A 16,968-nucleotide genomic window follows, 5' to 3' on the forward strand; every position below is an offset into this window, starting at 1 on the left:
TATATTTTTTATTAGTATCCAGCTGTGCTTGTTGATAGGATTAGTTTTTATTTTTAATCCACACTTTCATCAAGCTCCCCGGATACATCAGGTGCAAGCCAGTCAATGATCCCCATTAGATCATCTGATTCAATCTCGACTATTATATCTCCAAGGGGTGTGATGGGTTCCTCAAGAACATTGACACGTCCTATGAGGGCCGCCTGCTTGTTTATATAAATACGGGTTGATTTGCCCCTCATGTTCTTAATCAGGATTCCCCGGGCGGTTAACCGTATCCTCCGCCTTTCAAGGGCCTCCCTGAGTTCACTGAGACTCTCAGTATTGCCTTCACCCTTCAGGAAATCTCCATCACTCTCAATTTCAAGGTCTGGAAATACGTTCATAACGGCCTCCCTGACCTTTTCAGGGTCCTCTGTTGCTCGCACCGGAACCTCAACCCTCACAGAATCCATCATCTTCCCTCCTCACATAGTTTTCTGAGTATCTTTTTTGCCTGGTTCTTTATCTTCCAGATGGGGCCCTCATTGACTATCATGTAATCTGAGGTTGCTATCACATTCCCTATTCCGAATCCAAGTTCCCTTTCATCTCTTTCAATGAATTCACTGTAACTTGATGAATCATCCTCTCTTCTACGCTTTTTGAGACGTTTGAATCTTGTTTTTCGGGTTGAAAATACAGATATCACCCTGAATCCGGGAAAGTTCTTCCTGAATATTTCAACCTCGTGGGGGCTTCTTATCCCCTCTATAAGGAACCTCTCAGATTTTGCCTTCTGTATCCTTTCAACACACTTCTCGGCAACAACGTATTCACCGTATTCCTCTCTGAGGCGGACAGCCGTCACCCCAGGATCCTCACCGCGTTTTCTGGCTTCATCCCTTATAACGTCACCCATCCTTATAACCTGAAATCCCATGGACTCGGCGACCCTTGATACGACACCCTTACCTGCTCCCGGCATCCCTGAAACTCCAATAACCACCATGTTCACACCTTATGTATTCTTAGGGGGACTCAATCTCTGGATTGTAACGCCTTATATCAAGCAATTTTATGGTTTCCCTCAGGTTTTCTGTGTTATCAAATTTCCTGAGGATCCCCTCAAGTTCCTCCCTTGGGGCATCCCTGAGTTCCCTTACAGCATCTATGAGGGCAGGCAAGGCCCTTACAATGTTATCTGTTATGCTTATACTGGCCCTTCGTGATGTACGTGATAGGGGGTTGAGGTCCACTGTTATGACGGTTTTCCCGGATTTTCTCAGTATCTCGGTCCTGTCGCCATCTTCGAGGGGTACAAGGACTGTATCAGCGCTGTATATGCCATCAGGACTTGCTGTTGCCCTCGGGCTCATTATACCATCTATGTGCATGAGTTTACCTGTTCCAAGGACCTCTGATGCTCCATGTTCCCTCAGAACCTCCTCGATGAGTTTCACTCTTTTCTCTGTCCTGTGAAAGAGGTTTATCTCGATTTTTCCTCCAATCTCCCCTGCAAGTTCCACAACCTCTGCAGGGACAAGGGCCGCAGTGTTGCCGTTAACTGAAATTACAGGGTTCTCTGCAAGGATAAGAGCTGCTGCAGCCGCTTTTATGGCCTTTCTGGCAGGTTCTGTTGTCTCTTCACCCAGCAGGTAGTCAAAGGCTTCACCCCTTCCATGGGCGATCATCCCTGAGTCTGCAAGTATGCCCTTTCGCCAGGCATCTGTTATTTTCTCTCTCTGTATAAGTGAATGGTAGCGTGGATGGTCCCTTGAAATCATGGTACTCTATTGTACCGGACATTTAATAAGTTTATTTCATGTGGTTAAGTGGGTGTCAGCCAAATATTTTATACCAGCTTGAAGATAGAATTAGGAGGAGGAATCCATAATGGAAGAGGAAGTTGAGATCAAAAGAAAACCCAGAAAGCCGGAGTATGGGAGAAGCCTCTGGGGGATCTACCTTGGGTCAATCCTGGTGGTCATAGGTGTTATATGGTTTGCCTTTGCATCAGGCCTTATACCACCCCAGTACTCAAGGTTCTGGCCCCAGGCCCTGCTGGTTATTATCGGGGTTCTTATAATCATAAAATCCATCAGGAACTGAACGGTGATTGTATGAAGGAACTCATGAAGCGTCTCTCACTTGCCAGCGGAGTCTCTGGATTTGAGGGAGAGGTAAGGGATATCATAGCATCTGAACTTGAAGGTCATGTTGATAAGATAGAGGAGGACAGGCTCGGTAACATCATCGCAACCAGGAATGGATCCGGTCCATCGGTCATGCTTGCAGCCCACATGGATGAAATAGGCCTCATGGTGAGGCACATCGATAAGAAGGGCTTCATAAGGTTTTCAAAGATAGGTGGAATCAGTGACCAGATGATACTCAACCAGGCAGTCTGGATCCACGGGGAGAATGGCCCTGTGATGGGTGTCATTGGATCCAAGCCCCCCCACCGGATGAAGGCCGCTGAGAGGAAGAAGGTAACAACCCATGATAACATGTTCATCGATATAGGGGCAGAGTCCCGTGAGGATGCAGAGGAACTTGTCTCTGTGGGGGATCCCATTACATTCCATGCACCCTACAGTGAACTTCCCAATTCCCGATTCACAGGGAAGGCCCTTGACAACCGTATAGGGTGCCTTGTGATGGTTGAGGTCCTTAAAAGGGTTGATACTGATGCAACAGTTTACGGTGTTGGAACGGTCCAGGAGGAGGTTGGGCTGAAGGGTGCCAAGACCTCGGCCTTCAAGCTCAACCCTGACATGGCCCTTGCCCTTGATGTCACAATAGCCGGGGATCACCCCGGTATGAAGGAGGAGGAGGCACCTGCGAAGCTTGACGGTGGCCCTGCTGTCATCCTCACAGATGCGAGTGGTAGGGGTATAATAACCCATCCGAGGGTTAAGGACTGGCTCCTTGAGACCGCAGGGGAGGAGGATATACCGGTGCAGATAGAGGTGAGTGAGGGGGGCACGACCGATGCAACAGCCATTCACCTCACACGGGAGGGTATACCCGCGGGTGTGGTCTCTGTACCCACAAGGTACATCCACACGACGGTGAGCATGGCAAGCATGAAGGACATCGAGATGACCGTTGACCTTCTTGTTAAGGCAATCGAAAGACTGTAAACCCCCCACACCTCTTTTACTATTATTTAACGTTCATTTTTCCGTCAACATAGAATATGTATGGGCTGTCACACCAGTTTTCATATACCTCCACCACATATTTGCTGTCCATAACCACATCGCTGGTCATGATTTTATTCAGAAACTGGCTGACTGTTTCCTCTGAAATTTTCACCCGGCAAGGAAATTCGCACTGTTTTTTCATTTCAAAGACCTTTATTATGACCTTTCTCTTCAACATGCAAACCTCCTTTTGAATAACTTTGATCAATTATGTAATAATGTAATATATAAATTTATCTAATTATTATGTCATGAATTCAGTACAGAAAATTGGTAAACAATGCGAAGGCTTAAAGCTTTAAATAAATGTCCTACTACAAATAATGGCATCATGATAAAATTAAGATAAAATTAATCACTGAGGCTCTCCAATTCATGTAGAGGTAATTTGATTGATGGTGTCTCATTCCTCAGGATTTTCAATGACCTCAAGGCCATTATCTGATATGATGTACGGTACAAATTCAATCGGTGTCCTTGTGCTCCTCATCTTTATAATATCCATAACCCTTTCCCTTCTACCTGTGTAGGGGTTCTCCCTCTTTATCAGTTTTATGGCCCCGTATACCGCGTAGAGGGCTATCTCATTGAACTCCATGGAGGTGGCGCTGTCAAGGATTATCAATGCAGTTATACCCCTCTTCTTTAGTTCGTAGATGAGGAGGTCAAACTGGTCCCGGAACTCATGTGTTGTGAGTTTCTCTGTATGGCTACCTATACTGTCTATCACAAGTACCTCTGTATCCTCAGGGATCTCAGCCAGTATCTTCTGAAGGTTTCCCTTGACAGATTCAATGCCTATGTGTATCTCTGCCTCTGTGAGCCTTGCCCTTATTGCAGAGAGTCCTATGATCTTCAGGGTGCCTGATTCTATCAGTTCATCTATATCCCACCCAAGTGAGGCGCACTGGATCCTCAGGTCAGTCTCGTCCTCCTCTGTTGTAACATAGACTGTCTTAAGGCCCTTTTTTGCGCTCTCAATGGCAAAATGGAGCGCCATGATGGTTTTACCAGCCCCGGCGTCACCTGTTACTAGAATACTCCTCCCCTGAGGGTATCCCCCTATTATATCGTCCAGTCCCTTAACCCCCGTACCTAACCTGGGTATAGCATCCATTATTTACCCCCCTTAATCCATTCAGATACCTTCTATGAATTCGATGTGAGATCCCTCATTACTATACCATATGGAATTCGAATGTGAGGTTCTCGTCCCGGCTCCGCAGTGTTGAGGTCTGTATGACGCTTCCCTTGATGCCGGTCCAGGTGAAGCTCCTCATCAGCATGGCCCTGAATATGAGTGAGAAGATGGGATTCTGACGTGCCTCATTGAGCCAGGGAAACGTTTTAAATTCAAGCACATACCTTGACTTCTCCTTTCGGAGTGTGGTCTCGATTCCAAGGTTCCCGAGAAACCCTGAAAGCCACTTTATGTATGCATTGAAAACCCTCTCGGGCGCCCTGCCAGACCGGATATCCTCAACAACCCCGAGCTTCTCCATCATCCTCTGGAAGTTGGGTTTGAGGTTCTTCTCAAACCTGTCTGCAAAGTTCTTTATGATGGCATTTCTGAGCTGTGGGGGGATTGATGATGCAAAGACTGGCACAGCCGAAACAACGAATCCATAAAGCTGGGCCTTTGACCTCTCACGGATGAGTTCCTCTCTCCTTTTCTCGGCCTCAACCCTCCCTGTGATGTCGTGTCCTATTATCTGGAGGAGGTTCTTCTCGGTTGTTGTCTCAATGGTGGTGGAGTGTATCTCAAAATGGTGCTTCCTTCCCTTTACGTCAACAAGTTCGATTTCAAAGGTCTTATGATCGTGGTTCATGAGGTCAAGGATCTTCTCAAGGACCTCCCTTGATAGGAAACCCTTCCTTTCGAGGATGGAGAGTTTCTTACCCTTTAACTTCTTTCTGTCAAGCCCCGTTAACTCCTCAACGGTTCTGTTTGCAAAGAGTATCCTTGAGTCAGAGTCCAGGAGAATTATGGGGTCGGGTGATGTTTCAAGGAGTGCCCTGTAGCGTTCCTCACTTTCACGGAGTTTACTGTCCATCCTGTGTTTATAGAGGGCCACCTCGATTGCACTGTGAAGCTCACGGTCCTCAAAGGGCTTTATTATATACCCGAAGGGCCCTGTGAGTTTCGCACGGCTGAGGGTCTTCTCATCAGAGTATGCTGTGAGGTAAACAATGGGTATATTCATCTCCTCTCTTATGACCTCTGCCGCCTCTATCCCGTCCATTTCACCCTTAAGCACTATATCCATGAGTACAAGGTCAGGTTTCTCCTCACGGGCAAGTTTTATTGCCTCCTCACCTGAGGCTGCCATGCCAACCACGCGATAGCCGAGGCCCTCTGCCCGGTGCTTGATGTCCATGGCCACTATACTCTCATCTTCCACAACGAGTAAACTTGTAGGTGACATTCAATCCTCCCTGGATATCATCCATCCCCCAAAGTAAGGTTCACACAGTCAATCAGTATTATGTGGATGATCAGTATAAATAATTTGCTGGAAAATTCCGTTATCACCCCATAAAACACTTCCAAACTGCAGAAAACCCTATGGGGGGGATTCAGCCATTATCAACCCTTCTGAAGTGTCTGTATATTCTCTCTGCCACCGGGCGGTTCATGCCCCTTACCGCAGCAAGTTCCTCCACACTGGCATTCCCTATACCCTCAACACTTCCAAAGTGCTCCAGGAGGGCCCTCTTCCTCCTGGGACCAACACCCCTTATACTGTCGAGTTCTGACTCAAGGGATTTTCTGTCCCTGATCCTCCGGTGGTATTCAACTGCAAACCTGTGGGCCTCGTCACGGAGGTGTCTGAGCAGCTGAAGGGCGCCGTCTGATACCTCAACTGGCTCTGAAAGCCCGGGAAGGTATACATCCTCCTCCCTCTTTGCTATGCCCACAACAGGCAGATCCAGACCACATGACCTGAGGGCATCCAGTGCTGCTGAGAGCTGCCCCTTACCCCCGTCAATCAGCACGAGGTCCGGTTTTTCAGTTTCATCACCTGAGTACCTCCTCATGACGAGTTCCCTCATCATGGCATAGTCATCCGGGCCCCTGGTCCTTATACGGTAGCGGCGGTACATTCCAGGGGCGGGTTTACCATCCAGGAAGACGGCGACTGAACCTGTTGCGTGTTCACCACCAATATTGGATATGTCAAGGCCCTCAATCCGTCTGGGAATGGAGGGGAGCTTGAGTTCACCCTTGAGTTCAAGGAGCGCATCCTTCACCTTACCCTTCTGTTGGAGGATGACGGAGGCGTTCTTCCAGGCAATGTTCAGGAGTCTCCTGCCTGAGCCCCCCTCTGGTGAATGTATCCTGACCTCACCACCCCTGAGCTCAGAGAGCCACTCTGCTATGACCTCATCCCCTATGGGGTACTGCACCAGGATCTCTGAGGGGATATAACGGGGGATTGCATAGTACTGCTTGAGGAAGGACTCAAGGATCTCCCTCCTATCTGCTGAGCCCCTCAGCATGAAGTCATCCTTCCCTGTGATCTTACCGTCACGGATCTGCAGAACCACAACGACGGAGTTATCACCACTGGTCTCCAGGGCCACTATGTCCTGGTCGATAGAGTCTGTGAAGGCCGCGTACTGCCTCTCCATAACCTCACGTATTGATTCAATCTGGTCCCGGATAACCGCAGCCCTCTCGAATTCCAGCTTTTCTGAGGCATCGCGCATCTCTGCCTCAAGAGCCTCAATCACCTCCCTGTATCGGCCCTGGAAGAAGAGGTCCACCCTTTCAATGATTTCAAGGTAGTCCTCTCTGCTTATCCCACCATCGCAGGGGGCATGGCAGAGGTCTATCTGGCTGTTGAGGCAGGGCCCATCCATCCTTCTGCAGCTTCTGATTTTGAAGAGGGACTTTATGAACTTCAGGGTCTTCCTCACGGACCCTGTATCGGTGAATGGCCCGTAGTACCTTGCACTGTCACCCCCGATGGTCCTTGTTATGATTACACGGGGGTATTCCTCGTCTGTTATCTTTATGAATGGGTACCTCTTATCGTCCTTGAGGCGGACGTTGTAGGGGGGCCTGTACCTCTTTATTAGGTTGGATTCAAGGATGAGGGCCTCCTTTTCATTCTCTGTGAGGATGTACTCTATGCTGTCAAGGTGCCTCATCATGACCCTGAGGCGGGGGTTCTCGTGTTCCCTGAAGTAGGATGCGACCCTCTTCCTTATTGAGACCGATTTGCCGACGTAGAGGACCCTGTCGTTTTCATCACGGAATATGTAAACGCCTGTCCTGTCTGGAAGTTTCCCTGGATCCCTGACCCTTGTCAACCTATCATCCCTTTAACATTCTAAGACTGCAGATGTATACTCGATGTATCACTCTTCTAACTGCAAAGGTATATATAATGTGACCTGAAAATATATTTTCACCATAAATGGAGTTTCTCATTTTAAGTGATTTGTGATGAAATTTAAACTGGTATCAGATTACAGACCCCTCGGGGATCAGCCAAAGGCGATAAGGTCCCTTGTTGAGGGTATAAACTCCGGAATGAGGGAGCAGACCCTCCTGGGGGTCACAGGGTCAGGTAAGACCTTCACCATCGCCAATGTCATCGAGGAGGTCCAGAAACCAACGCTGGTCATATCCCACAACAAGACACTGGCTGCCCAGCTCTACGAGGAGTTCAGGGAGTTCTTCCCTGATAACGCGGTGGAGTACTTTGTGAGTTACTATGACTTCTACCAGCCAGAGGCCTACATACCACAGACAGACACCTACATAGACAAGGAGGCCTCAATAAACGATGAGATAGACAGGATGAGGCACTCAGCCACCCAGGCGCTCCTATCAAGGGACGACGTTATAGTGGTATCCAGTGTATCCTGCATCTACGGCATAGGGGCCCCCGCAGATTACGGGGAGTTCACCCTCCACCTTGAGGTGGGCTCAACCATCGGGAGGGAAGAGATCCTCTCAAGCCTTGTCAGCATGCAGTACGAGAGGAACGACGTGGAATTCGACAGGGGCCAGTTCAGGGTTCGCGGCGACACCATAGAGATAAACCCTATCCACGGAACACCACCAATCAGGATAGAGCTGTTCGGGGATGAGGTGGACTCCATATCAACCGTCCACAGGGTAACAGGTAAGAGGCTCCAGAAACTGGACCGCATAACCGTATTCCCTGCCAAGCACTTCGTGATCCCTGAGGACAGACTCCAGAGGGCCATAGAGTCAATAGAGGAGGAACTCGAGGATCGCCTCAGGGAACTCAGGACCCAGAATAAACTCCTTGAGGCCCAGCGCCTGGAGCAGAGGACAAGATTCGACATGGAGATGCTAAGGGAGATGGGCTACTGCCAGGGCATAGAGAACTACTCAATGCACCTAAGCGGCAGGAAGTGGGGTGAGAAACCCAACACCCTCCTTGACTACTTCCCCGATGACTTCCTGACGGTCATCGACGAATCACACGTGACCGTCCCCCAGATAAGGGGAATGTACAATGGTGACCGGGCAAGGAAGGAGACACTCGTTGAGTACGGCTTCAGACTCCCCAGTGCAAAGGAGAACCGCCCGCTACGTTTCGACGAATTCCAGGAGAGCATAAACCAGGTGATCTATGTCTCTGCAACCCCGGGTAAATATGAACTCTCCAGGAGCCAGAACATCGTTGAACAGATCATAAGGCCCACTGGCCTCGTGGACCCGGAGGTCAGGATCCGGCCTGTTAAGGGACAGGTTGACGACCTCCTCTCTGAGATAAGAAGGAGGGTTGAACTTGGCCAGAGGGTTCTCGTAACCACCCTCACCAAGAGGATGGCAGAGGACCTCACCGACTATTATTCACGGGTTGGTGTGAGGGTGAGGTACCTCCACTCAGAGATAGATACCCTTGAGCGTGTTGAGATCATAGACGACCTCAGACGTGGTGAATTCGACTGCCTGGTGGGTGTGAACCTCCTCAGGGAGGGACTGGACCTACCGGAGGTTTCACTGGTGGCGATCCTCGACGCCGACAGGGAGGGCTTCCTCAGATCAGAGACCTCCCTCATACAGACAATCGGTAGGGCCGCCAGGAACGTCAACGGCCAGGTGCTGATATACGCCGACAGACTCACGGACTCTGTTAAGGCCGCGGTTGAGACCACCAACAGGCGGAGAAAGCTCCAGATGGAGTACAACCGCAGGCACGGTATAAAGCCAAGGAGCACAAGAAGGACCCTCAGGGAGAAGAAGGAGAAAGAGGAGCTTAAGGCTGAGGAGATACCCCGGGATGAACTTGAAGTCATAATAAAGGACCTTGAGGCCGAGATGCGTGAGGCCGCAAGGAACCTGGAATTCGAGAGGGCCGCGAGACTCAGGGACCAGATAATGTCCCTTAAGGGGTCCTCATCAAAATAAAACCGAACTTCATATGGAATGAGTGGAGATTCTGAGAGTTATGAGTGGAAAGATAGTTATTAAGGGTGCAAGGGAACACAACCTCCAGAACATTGACCTTGAACTCCCAAGGGATAAATTCATCGTTATAACAGGTATAAGCGGGTCAGGGAAGTCTTCACTGGCCTTTGACACCATATACGCTGAGGGCCAGCGGAGATACGTTGAGTCCCTCTCGGCCTATGCAAGGCAGTTCCTGGGGCAGATGAAGAAGCCCGAGGTGGACTACATAGAGGGCCTCTCACCTGCAATATCCATAGACCAGAAGACCACAAGGGTCAACCCCCGCTCAACCGTGGGGACCATAACAGAGATCTACGACTACCTCCGGCTCCTCTTTGCAAGGATAGGTAAACCCCACTGCTACCTCTGCGGAAGGGAGATAGAGCAGCAGACATCAACCCAGATAGTGGACCGTATAATGGAGGACGATGAGGGCACAAGGATTATCATACTGGCACCGGTGGTGAGGGACAGGAAGGGCGAGCACCAGCGGGTTTTTGAGAGGCTCAGGGAACAGGGCTTCGTAAGGGTCAGGGTTGACGGTGAAATAAGGGACCTTGACGAGGAATTCAACCTTGACAGAAACCGGAAACACTCGGTCGATGTGGTGGTGGACCGCCTTGCTGTTAGAAAGGACACGGAATTCAGGAAGAGACTCGCAGACTCTGTTGAAACAGCCCTGGAGATGGGTGAGGGTACACTCCGGGTTCTCTACCATGACACAGGCCAGGAGAGGGTCTACAGTGAACACTTCGCCTGCCCTGACTGTGGCATAAACTTTGAGGAGATAAGCCCACGGATGTTCTCATTCAACAGCCCCCATGGGGCATGTCCAGAGTGCAATGGGCTTGGAAGCAAACTTGAAATCGACCCTGACCTCGTCGTACCCTACCCTGAGCGCTCCATAAATGAGGGGGCCATAGTACCATGGAGCAGGTCAGGTAAGAGGGACAACTACTACCACCAGATGCTGAGGGCTGTGGCAGAGCACTACGGCTTCAGCCTGGACACCCCCTTCGGTGAACTGGACGAGGAACACAGGAGGGCCATCCTCTACGGGACAGATGAGAAGATCCAGTTCGTATTCCAGCGGAAAAACAGAACCTACCGTGTTAACAGGCGTTTCGAGGGTGTTATACCCAGGATGGAAAGGATCTACATGGAGACCAAGTCCAACTACATGAGGACCTACATAGGTAAATTCATGAGCAACCATGCATGCCCGGTCTGTAAGGGTAGCAGGTTGAGGCCGGAGAGCCTATCGGTCACTGTGGGTGGAAAATCAATACACGATGTTGTTGAAATGTCAGTGAGCGAGGCCTACAGCTTCTTTGAGGGCCTTGAACTCACCGGGAGGGAGGAGTACATCGCAAGGGAGATCCTCAAGGAGATACGTGAGAGGCTACGGTTTCTGATTGACGTGGGCCTGGACTACCTTACACTTTCAAGGTCCTCAGGCACACTCTCAGGTGGCGAGGCCCAGAGGATAAGGCTTGCAACCCAGATTGGATCGGGCCTTGTGGGGGTACTCTACATCCTGGACGAGCCCAGCATAGGCCTCCACCAGCGGGATAACATGAGGCTGATTGAGACACTCAAGAGGCTCAGGGACCTGGGGAACACCCTCATAGTGGTTGAACACGACGAGGAAACCATACTCTCCGCTGACCACGTGGTTGACATTGGACCCGGTGCCGGGGAACACGGTGGACACGTGGTTGCAGAGGGGACACCCCAGGAGATAATGGAGGACCCGGCATCCCTCACAGGGGCGTATCTGTCGGGCCGGGAAACAATACCTGTACCCGAATTCAGGAGGGGGCATTCAGGGAAGTACCTCACGGTGAGGGGGGCCAGGGCCAACAACCTTAAGGACATTGATGTGAGGATCCCCCTGGGTGTCTTCACCTGTGTCACCGGCGTATCAGGTTCAGGTAAGAGCACACTGGTCAACGAGATACTCTACAGGGGAGTCTATGAGAGGCTCCACCATAAGCACATGAATGCAGGTGAGCACACCGACATCGAGGGCCTTGAGCACATCGATAAGGTTGTGATGATAGACCAGTCACCAATCGGTAGAACACCACGGTCAAACCCCGCCACCTATACGGGAGTATTCACCCATATAAGGGAACTCTTCGCCCAGACCCCCGAGGCAAAAAAGAGGGGCTACAGGCCAGGCAGGTTCAGTTTCAACGTCAAGGGGGGCCGCTGTGAGGCCTGCAGTGGTGACGGGATAATCAAGATAGAGATGCACTTCCTTGCAGACGTCTATGTCCCATGCGAGGTCTGCAGGGGTAGAAGGTACAATGAGGAGACCCTTGAGGTAAGATACAGGGGTAAGAACATCGCAGAGGTCCTTGATATGACCGTGGAGGAGGCTCTTGAGTTCTTTGAGAGCATACCCCAGGTGAGGAAGAAGCTGCAGACACTCTATGACGTGGGCCTTGGCTACATAAAGCTGGGTCAGCCAGCCACAACACTCTCGGGTGGTGAGGCCCAGAGGGTCAAACTGGCAAAGGAACTTGGGAGGAAGAGCACCGGGAAAACACTCTACATCCTCGATGAACCAACCACGGGACTCCACTTCGATGACATCAAGAAACTCCTCAATGTCCTGGGAAGGCTTGTGGACGCAGGTAACACAGCCGTTGTGATAGAACACAACCTTGACGTTATAAAGTCTGCGGACCACATCATAGACCTTGGACCTGAGGGAGGTGACAGGGGAGGCCTTGTGGTTGCTGAGGGGACACCTGAGGAGGTTGCTAACTCAGGAACGCACACAGGACGGTTCCTCAGGGATGTCCTCAGTGGGGTACAGAATGAGAGGGTCCCTGTGGGACAGGACACTGGAAAGTAGCAGGTTTTGTCTGCTCTCAGTGAGCAGTTTTTATGTTAATTTTTTTATATGGTCTTTTTTAAACCACATGCCTCTTTTATATTCGCTTTTATATTCTTTATCGTAAGATAAAGGTGTTTTACTCTGCTTATCGTAAGATAAAGGTGTTTCACTCCACTCCTTTAAAGGAAATTTTTTATATGATCATCCCCATAAATTTTATGTGGTTATCATGAAATACCGTGAAGACCTTTTGATGATGATTGCAGCGGCAGTTATGATGTTATCCTTCAACTGGATACATGGAATTTTTCTGATTTTACCTCTCATCGCAATCCCAAAACCCTCAGGAAGGGTAATTAAATGGGCTCTTTTTGTTTTTGCAGTATTCATGGCTCTACTCATAATTCAGCCAATGACACGCGCAGTTGGATTCAACATATCAGATGAACTCTTCAGGATAGTCCTCCTGATGCTCTTCACAGTAATGATCGCACTGCTCATTGAAAGGATTGAGAAGGTCCGCTCCCTCAGAAAACTGAACCGTGAACTGGCAAAAAAGGCCGCGGAACTTGAGGATGCCAATAAGGAACTCGAGGCATTTGCATACTCGGTTTCACATGACCTCCGCGTCCCTTTAAGGGCCATTGACGGATTTTCAAGGATACTTGTTGAGGACTATGAGGATAAACTTGATGAGGATGGTCTCAGGGTCATTGGAATAATCAGGGAGAACACGAAGAAGATGGGGCAGCTCATCGATGACATCCTCCTCCTGTCAAGGGCCGGAAGGCAGGAGATGAACCCTGTGACTCTGGACATGAGGGAACTTGCAGAGTCAACCTACCGGGAACTTGCCGCACAGGAAGAAGGAAGGGTCATAGAGTTTTCGGTGGAGGACCTCCCCCCTGCAGTGGCAGACAGGGTACTCATGGGGCAGGTGATGGGTAACCTCCTCTCAAACGCCATAAAATTCACAAGGGACAGAAACCCCGCAAGGATTGAGGTGGGATACATGGACGGGGGCGATGAGCACATCTACTATGTCAGGGATAACGGGGCAGGATTTGACATGAAATATGTGGGAAAACTCTTTGGACTCTTCCAGAGACTCCACAGTCAGGAGGAATTTGAGGGAACCGGCGTGGGCCTCTCAATAGTCCAGAGGATAATAAAGAGGCACGGAGGAAGAGTCTGGGGTGAAGGTGAGGTTGATGCCGGAGCAACAATATACTTCACATTACCAAAGGCGGTGGGATAAATGACAGATGCAGATATACTACTTGTTGAGGACAACCCGACAGACGCTGAACTAACAATAAGGGCACTGAAGAAAAACAACCTTGCAAACAAGCTCCACTGGGTCAAGGATGGTGCAGAGGCCCTTGACTACATATTTGCAAGGGGATCCTACTCTGAGAGGGACCCTGATAACCTCCCGAAGCTCATACTCCTTGACCTCAGGATGCCCAAGGTTGATGGGCTTGAGGTTCTCCAGGAGATTAAGAGAAATGAAAGCACATCCAGAATCCCGGTGGTGGTTTTGACTTCATCCAAGGAGGACCGGGATATAGTTGAGAGCTACAAGCTTGGGGTTAACAGCTACGTGAGCAAACCCGTGGAATTCGATGAATTCATAAACGCGGTTTCAACCCTGGGATTCTACTGGATGATCATAAATCAGCCACCTGAGTAGTTCGCATGGTTTATATTCAGAGGATTTCCAATGTCAGAAAAGGTTAAGGTGCTGATCCTTGAGGATGTCCCCCTTGACGCTGAACTTGTCATAAGGGAGCTTGAGAGGGATGGTATAGACTTCCAACATCTCACAGTTGACAGTGAGGACTCCTTCAGAAGGGCCCTTGAGGAATTCCAGCCAGACATCATCCTGGCCGACCATACCCTCCCCGACTTTGACGGTGTATCAGCCCTGAGGATAGTGAGGGAGAGAGATAATATCCCCTTCATATTCGTGAGTGGAAAGATTGGGGAGGAATTTGCCGTTGAGATGCTGAAGGCGGGGGCAACAGATTATGTACTCAAAAATAACCTTTCAAAGTTACCCCTGGCTTTCAGAAGGGCCCTTCAGGAAGCAGAAGAGGAGAGAAAGGTCCGTGAGGCTCAGAGGGCCCTTAAAGAGAGTGAAAGGAAGTACAGGGCCCTCTTTGAGAAATCAGGTAACCCCATATTAATATGTTCACCCGACGGCACCATAATTGATGTTAACCCTGCTGCAGCGGGATTTCTGAAATCATTTGCTGATGATATAATCGGCAGAAACATCAGTGAATGGATCAGTGAGGAGGACTTCAAGAGGCTCATGGGGGACTGCGAGGGTGGCCCTATGAAGTTCACGGTGGGTCTACGGGGCCGCACCCTTGATGTATCCGTAACAGCGGTTGAGGTGGATGATGAGAAACTTATATACCTGATGGGTAAGGATATCACGGTCCAGAAGAGGATTGAAAAGGAACTTAAGGCCAGCAAGGAGGAGTACAGGGTAATATTTGAGAATACAGGTACCCTCACAATTATCTGTGGCAGTGATATGGTGATAGAGCTTGCAAACAGTGCCTTTGAAAGGTTTTCTGGCTACAGCAAGGGGGAAATACAGGGTTACATGAAGCTCACGGACTTTGTGGATCCCTCTGATGCAGGGCGTATAGAGGCATACCACAGGTTAATGTCCGTTAACCCTGATGCCATACCAAAGAACTTTGAGCTCACACTCAAAAACAGGAGGGGTGAGGAGAGGAACTTCTTTGCAACGACGGTCACCATCCCGGGAAGCAAGAAATGTCTCCTCTCCCTCATGGATATAACCCATAAGAAGTCGGTTGAGAAGCGCCTTCGAGAATCCCTCAGGGAGAAGGAGCTGCTCCTCAGGGAGATACATCACCGGGTCAAGAACAACCTCCAGATAATCTCAACTCTCCTGATGCTGCAGGCATCCATCACAGGAGACCCCCGCCTGAGGGAACTCTACATGGATAGCCAGCACAGGATAGAAGCCATATCGCTCATACATGAAAAGCTCTACGAGTCAAGGGACCTATCACGGGTCAACCTCAGGGACTACATCAAGACACTTCTCAGTGACCTCCTTGACTCATACGGTGCAGATAGAAGTGAGATAGATGTGAGAATCCGCGTGGATGATGTTATGCTTAACATCGAAACAGCAATTCCCTGTGGTCTCATAGTGAATGAACTTGTAACCAACAGTATAAAGTACGCGTTCCCTGATGATGGAGGAGAAATCACGGTGGAGGTTCACAGAAATGGTGACCTTTACACCCTCATCGTTTCAGATAATGGTGTGGGATTGCCAGAGGACCTTGACCTTGAGAATACCAGCACTCTGGGTCTAAGGATTGTGAGGAACCTTGTGGATCAGATAAATGGTGAACTCAGGATAGAGAGGCCTGCCAGGTTCACTGTGAAGTTCCGTGAGGTTGAGTACAGTAAGAGGTTTTAGGTTCAGGATGTGCCCTGCTTTTAAACTGCCACAGGCGGCTTAAAGGTCAGATTTCACATCAAATTTTAAGTTTCAGTGATTCCAGAATGATTGAGGATCATCTGAATTAAAAAGACCTTGGGGAGATTTTATGGCAAAAATTCTTGTTGTTGAGGACGAGGCCATAGTTGCGATGGGTATAAGACACAAGCTTGAGACAATGGGCCATGAGGTGGTGGATACCGTCTCAACAGGCAGGGACGCCATAAGGGCAAGTAAGATACATGAACCGGACCTTGTCCTCATGGATATAGTTCTCAAGGGTGAAATGGATGGGATAGAGGCCGCAAGGGAGATAAGGGACCGCTTTAACATCCCCATAATCTACCTCACAGCCTACGCCGATGAGGAGATGCTGGCACGTGCAAAGATAACGGAGCCCTACGGGTACATTGTGAAACCCTTCAAATCGTCTGAACTCAACGCCAACATTGAGATGGCAATATACCGGCACAGGTCTGCCATGAGGGAAATGGAACTCATGAGGAAGAGGATAATCTCAGACTTCTACAACTTCATCCTCAATGCAATGCCCTCACCAGATGCCGACCGGGATGAGATCAGGGAATTGTTATCAGGGATATTCAGGGATAGGATCATATCTGAACTTAAACCCGGATTTGAATCATATATGGAGGAATCCCCCTACGAGGACACACTTGAGGCATACCTTGCGTGGGTTGCAGATGTATTTGAGAACTTCACTATCAGGGTGGGCTTTCTTGAGGATGATGAGAATGTCTACGTTGAATTTGAGAACTGTCCATGGATTGATGATGCAGGGAAGAACCCTGGATTCTGCCTCAACTGTGAGGCCATTCTCAAGCTGAGCTGGGACTGGAGTGGACTTCCTGGTGATTTCAGGGCACTTGACCATATTGCTGATGGATCAGAGAGGTGCCTCTTCAGGTTCAGCGTGAAGTGATCGTTTCGCTGGACTCAAAAACCATATACCCCACACAAACCTTTCAAAGGTTCA

15 protein-coding genes are annotated in these 16,968 nt (G+C 49.6%); 8 read left to right on the forward strand and 7 right to left on the reverse strand.

Annotated elements, in window-relative coordinates:
* Nucleotides 1-53: 53 nt before the first annotated feature.
* Genes OXN82_RS03100 through OXN82_RS03110 form a run of 3 tightly spaced genes read right to left on the reverse strand, consistent with a single transcriptional unit; the run spans nt 54 to nt 1,766 of the window.
* Complete coding sequence (locus tag OXN82_RS03100; RefSeq protein WP_321211905.1) at nt 54-458, reverse strand: RNA-binding domain-containing protein; 405 nt, start codon at nt 456-458, stop codon at nt 54-56.
* On the reverse strand, nt 455-991 hold the full coding sequence (locus tag OXN82_RS03105) for an AAA family ATPase (protein ID WP_321211906.1): 537 nt from the start codon (nt 989-991) through the stop codon (nt 455-457). Before OXN82_RS03105 ends, OXN82_RS03100 begins: the two co-directional genes overlap by 4 nt.
* Before the next feature lie 19 nt (nt 992-1,010).
* Entirely contained in the window at nt 1,011-1,766 is a 756-nt protein-coding gene (locus tag OXN82_RS03110; protein WP_321211907.1) for a 4-phosphopantoate--beta-alanine ligase, read from the reverse strand.
* A 109-nt stretch (nt 1,767-1,875) separates the two neighbouring features.
* Between OXN82_RS03110 and OXN82_RS03115 the strand changes: the two genes are divergently transcribed.
* A complete protein-coding gene (locus OXN82_RS03115) occupies nt 1,876-2,091 on the forward strand; it encodes a hypothetical protein (RefSeq protein WP_321211908.1) in 216 nt (71 codons plus the stop codon).
* Between the two features lie 11 nt (nt 2,092-2,102).
* On the forward strand, nt 2,103-3,125 hold the full coding sequence (locus OXN82_RS03120) for a M42 family metallopeptidase (protein ID WP_321211909.1): 1,023 nt from the start codon (nt 2,103-2,105) through the stop codon (nt 3,123-3,125).
* 22 nt (nt 3,126-3,147) lie between these two features.
* Here OXN82_RS03120 and OXN82_RS03125 read toward each other — a convergent pair whose 3' ends face one another.
* The 4 genes from OXN82_RS03125 to uvrC form a co-directional block, all read right to left on the reverse strand.
* Nucleotides 3,148-3,396 carry a hypothetical protein gene (locus OXN82_RS03125; protein WP_321211910.1) on the reverse strand — a complete coding sequence of 83 codons (249 nt, stop codon included), beginning with the start codon at nt 3,394-3,396 and terminating at the stop codon, nt 3,148-3,150.
* Nucleotides 3,397-3,591: 195 nt separating this feature from the next.
* Nucleotides 3,592-4,305, reverse strand: coding sequence for an ATPase domain-containing protein (locus tag OXN82_RS03130; protein ID WP_321211911.1), 714 nt, complete (start codon nt 4,303-4,305; stop codon nt 3,592-3,594).
* A gap of 61 nt (nt 4,306-4,366) precedes the next feature.
* Nucleotides 4,367-5,614 (reverse strand): methanogen output domain 1-containing protein, encoded by a 1,248-nt coding sequence (locus OXN82_RS03135; RefSeq protein WP_321211912.1) that lies wholly within the window; start codon nt 5,612-5,614, stop codon nt 4,367-4,369.
* 151 nt (nt 5,615-5,765) lie between these two features.
* Nucleotides 5,766-7,505 (reverse strand): excinuclease ABC subunit UvrC, encoded by a 1,740-nt coding sequence (gene uvrC / locus OXN82_RS03140; protein WP_321211913.1) that lies wholly within the window; start codon nt 7,503-7,505, stop codon nt 5,766-5,768.
* A gap of 133 nt (nt 7,506-7,638) precedes the next feature.
* On the opposite strand from uvrC, the gene uvrB reads away from it, so the two are divergent.
* From uvrB to OXN82_RS03170, 6 genes are all read left to right on the forward strand, one after another.
* A complete protein-coding gene (gene uvrB, locus OXN82_RS03145) occupies nt 7,639-9,585 on the forward strand; it encodes an excinuclease ABC subunit UvrB (RefSeq protein ID WP_321211914.1) in 1,947 nt (648 codons plus the stop codon).
* A 40-nt stretch (nt 9,586-9,625) separates the two neighbouring features.
* Nucleotides 9,626-12,493 (forward strand): excinuclease ABC subunit UvrA, encoded by a 2,868-nt coding sequence (gene uvrA / locus OXN82_RS03150; protein WP_321211915.1) that lies wholly within the window; start codon nt 9,626-9,628, stop codon nt 12,491-12,493.
* 211 nt (nt 12,494-12,704) lie between these two features.
* Nucleotides 12,705-13,733 carry a sensor histidine kinase gene (locus OXN82_RS03155; protein ID WP_321211916.1) on the forward strand — a complete coding sequence of 343 codons (1,029 nt, stop codon included), beginning with the start codon at nt 12,705-12,707 and terminating at the stop codon, nt 13,731-13,733.
* Nucleotides 13,734-14,168 carry a response regulator gene (locus tag OXN82_RS03160; RefSeq protein WP_300479176.1) on the forward strand — a complete coding sequence of 145 codons (435 nt, stop codon included), beginning with the start codon at nt 13,734-13,736 and terminating at the stop codon, nt 14,166-14,168.
* 30 nt (nt 14,169-14,198) lie between these two features.
* On the forward strand, nt 14,199-15,950 hold the full coding sequence (locus OXN82_RS03165) for a histidine kinase dimerization/phosphoacceptor domain -containing protein (RefSeq protein WP_321211917.1): 1,752 nt from the start codon (nt 14,199-14,201) through the stop codon (nt 15,948-15,950).
* A gap of 130 nt (nt 15,951-16,080) precedes the next feature.
* Nucleotides 16,081-16,914: a methanogen output domain 1-containing protein gene (locus tag OXN82_RS03170; protein WP_321211918.1), complete on the forward strand. Its 834-nt coding sequence runs from the start codon at nt 16,081-16,083 to the stop codon at nt 16,912-16,914.
* Nucleotides 16,915-16,968: the final 54 nt, after the last annotated feature.

It is taken from the genome of Methanothermobacter sp. DP, assembly GCF_026692625.1.
In the GTDB taxonomy this organism is placed as follows: Archaea; Methanobacteriota; Methanobacteria; order Methanobacteriales; family Methanothermobacteraceae; genus Methanothermobacter; species Methanothermobacter marburgensis.

Bases quoted from the DNA above. Each gene is read 5' to 3' on its own strand.
- OXN82_RS03105 (WP_321211906.1), bottom strand. From the start codon at position 991: ATGGTGGTTATTGGAGTTTCAGGGATGCCGGGAGCAGGTAAGGGTGTC.
- OXN82_RS03100 (WP_321211905.1), bottom strand. From the start codon at position 458: ATGATGGATTCTGTGAGGGTTGAGGTTCCGGTGCGAGCAACAGAGGAC.
- OXN82_RS03135 (WP_321211912.1), bottom strand. From the start codon at position 5,614: ATGTCACCTACAAGTTTACTCGTTGTGGAAGATGAGAGTATAGTGGCC.
- OXN82_RS03120 (WP_321211909.1), top strand. From the start codon at position 2,103: ATGAAGGAACTCATGAAGCGTCTCTCACTTGCCAGCGGAGTCTCTGGA.
- OXN82_RS03130 (WP_321211911.1), bottom strand. From the start codon at position 4,305: ATGGATGCTATACCCAGGTTAGGTACGGGGGTTAAGGGACTGGACGAT.
- OXN82_RS03170 (WP_321211918.1), top strand. From the start codon at position 16,081: ATGGCAAAAATTCTTGTTGTTGAGGACGAGGCCATAGTTGCGATGGGT.
- OXN82_RS03160 (WP_300479176.1), top strand. From the start codon at position 13,734: ATGACAGATGCAGATATACTACTTGTTGAGGACAACCCGACAGACGCT.
- OXN82_RS03115 (WP_321211908.1), top strand. From the start codon at position 1,876: ATGGAAGAGGAAGTTGAGATCAAAAGAAAACCCAGAAAGCCGGAGTAT.
- uvrA (WP_321211915.1), top strand. From the start codon at position 9,626: ATGAGTGGAAAGATAGTTATTAAGGGTGCAAGGGAACACAACCTCCAG.
- OXN82_RS03110 (WP_321211907.1), bottom strand. From the start codon at position 1,766: ATGATTTCAAGGGACCATCCACGCTACCATTCACTTATACAGAGAGAG.
- OXN82_RS03155 (WP_321211916.1), top strand. From the start codon at position 12,705: ATGAAATACCGTGAAGACCTTTTGATGATGATTGCAGCGGCAGTTATG.
- OXN82_RS03165 (WP_321211917.1), top strand. From the start codon at position 14,199: ATGTCAGAAAAGGTTAAGGTGCTGATCCTTGAGGATGTCCCCCTTGAC.